Here is a 1,373-nt window from a genome sequence, read left to right as displayed (position 1 = left end):
GTCCGTAGCTTCGGTATCTGGTTTAGCCCCGTTACATCTTCCGCGCAGGCCGATTCGACTAGTGAGCTATTACGCTTTCTTTCAAGGATGGCTGCTTCTAAGCCAACCTCCTAGCTGTCTAAACCTTCCCACATCGTTTCCCACTTAACCAGAATTTGGGGACCTTAGCTGACGGTCTGGGTTGTTGCCCTTTCCACAATGGACGTTAGCACCCACTGTGTGTCTCCCACGCTGGCACTCACCGGTATTCGGAGTTTGCCTCGGGTTGGTAAGTCGGGATGACCCCCTAGCCGAAACAGTGCTCTACCCCCGGTGGTGATACGTGAGGCGCTACCTAAATAGCTTTCGAGGAGAACCAGCTATCTCCGGGCTTGATTAGCCTTTCACTCCGACCCACAGCTCATCCCCGCATTTTTCAACATACGTGGGTTCGAGCCTCCAGTTGATGTTACTCAACCTTCACTCTGGCCATGGGTAGATCGCCCGGTTTCGGGTCTATTCCCCGCAACTTGTCGCCCTGTTAAGACTCGCTTTCGCTACGCCTCCCCTACACGGTTAAGCTCGCTACGGAAAATAAGTCGCTGACCCATTATACAAAAGGTACGCGGTCACCCCATCACTAAGCCACCTCTGCTTGATTTTTGGGTTGAACGTTGCAGGCAACGTTAACCCTCAAGCGGATGTGATAATGATGAGCTCATCACGAAGAAGCTTAGTGATGGGGCTCCCACTGCTTGTACGCACACGGTTTCAGGATCTATTTCACTCCCCTCACTGGGGTTCTTTTCGCCTTTCCCTCACGGTACTGGTTCACTATCGGTCAGCCAGGAGTATTTAGCCTTGGAGGATGGTCCCCCCGTCTTCAGTCAAGGTTTCTCGTGCCCCGACCTACTCGATTTCACGCGATCGGATTTTCGACTACGGGGCTATCACCCACTATGGCGGCCCTTCCCAGGGCCTTCGTCTAATCGGTCACGCGCTTAAGGGCTACTCCCCGTTCGCTCGCCGCTACTGGGGGAATCTCGGTTGATTTCTGTTCCTCGGGGTACTGAGATGTTTCAGTTCCCCCGGTTCGCCTCGTATCCCTATGGATTCAGGATACGATACTCATCTTGTGATGAGTGGGTTGTCCCATTCAGAGATCGCCGGGTCAAAGGGTGTTTGCCACCTCGCCGACGCTTATCGCAGGCTTCCACGTCTTTCATCGCCTCTGGCTGCCTAGGCATCCACCGTGTGCGCTTCATTGCTTGACCCTATAACCCGAAGGAGTCGGGGTCGCAATGACAACGATATTGCCGGATACGCTTGAGACGTATCACATGATCTTCTCAAGGAAGATCGTTTTATCAGCATGATATATCTTGTTAAAGAGC

At 53.1% G+C, this 1,373-nt stretch carries 1 rRNA gene (cut by a window edge); it reads right to left on the bottom strand.

Annotated features, from left to right (window positions below):
- A 23S ribosomal RNA gene (locus tag RS027_RS13375) occupies positions 1–1,253 on the bottom strand; it reaches 1,777 nt to the left of the window's first position.
- Between the last annotated feature and the right edge of the window lie 120 nt (positions 1,254–1,373).

It is taken from the genome of Halomonas garicola (assembly GCF_031935715.1).
Taxonomy (GTDB): domain Bacteria; phylum Pseudomonadota; class Gammaproteobacteria; order Pseudomonadales; family Halomonadaceae; genus Vreelandella; species Vreelandella garicola.
The sequence above is the reverse complement of the archived record's forward strand: the minus strand, read 5'-3'. Positions and strand labels throughout refer to the sequence as shown.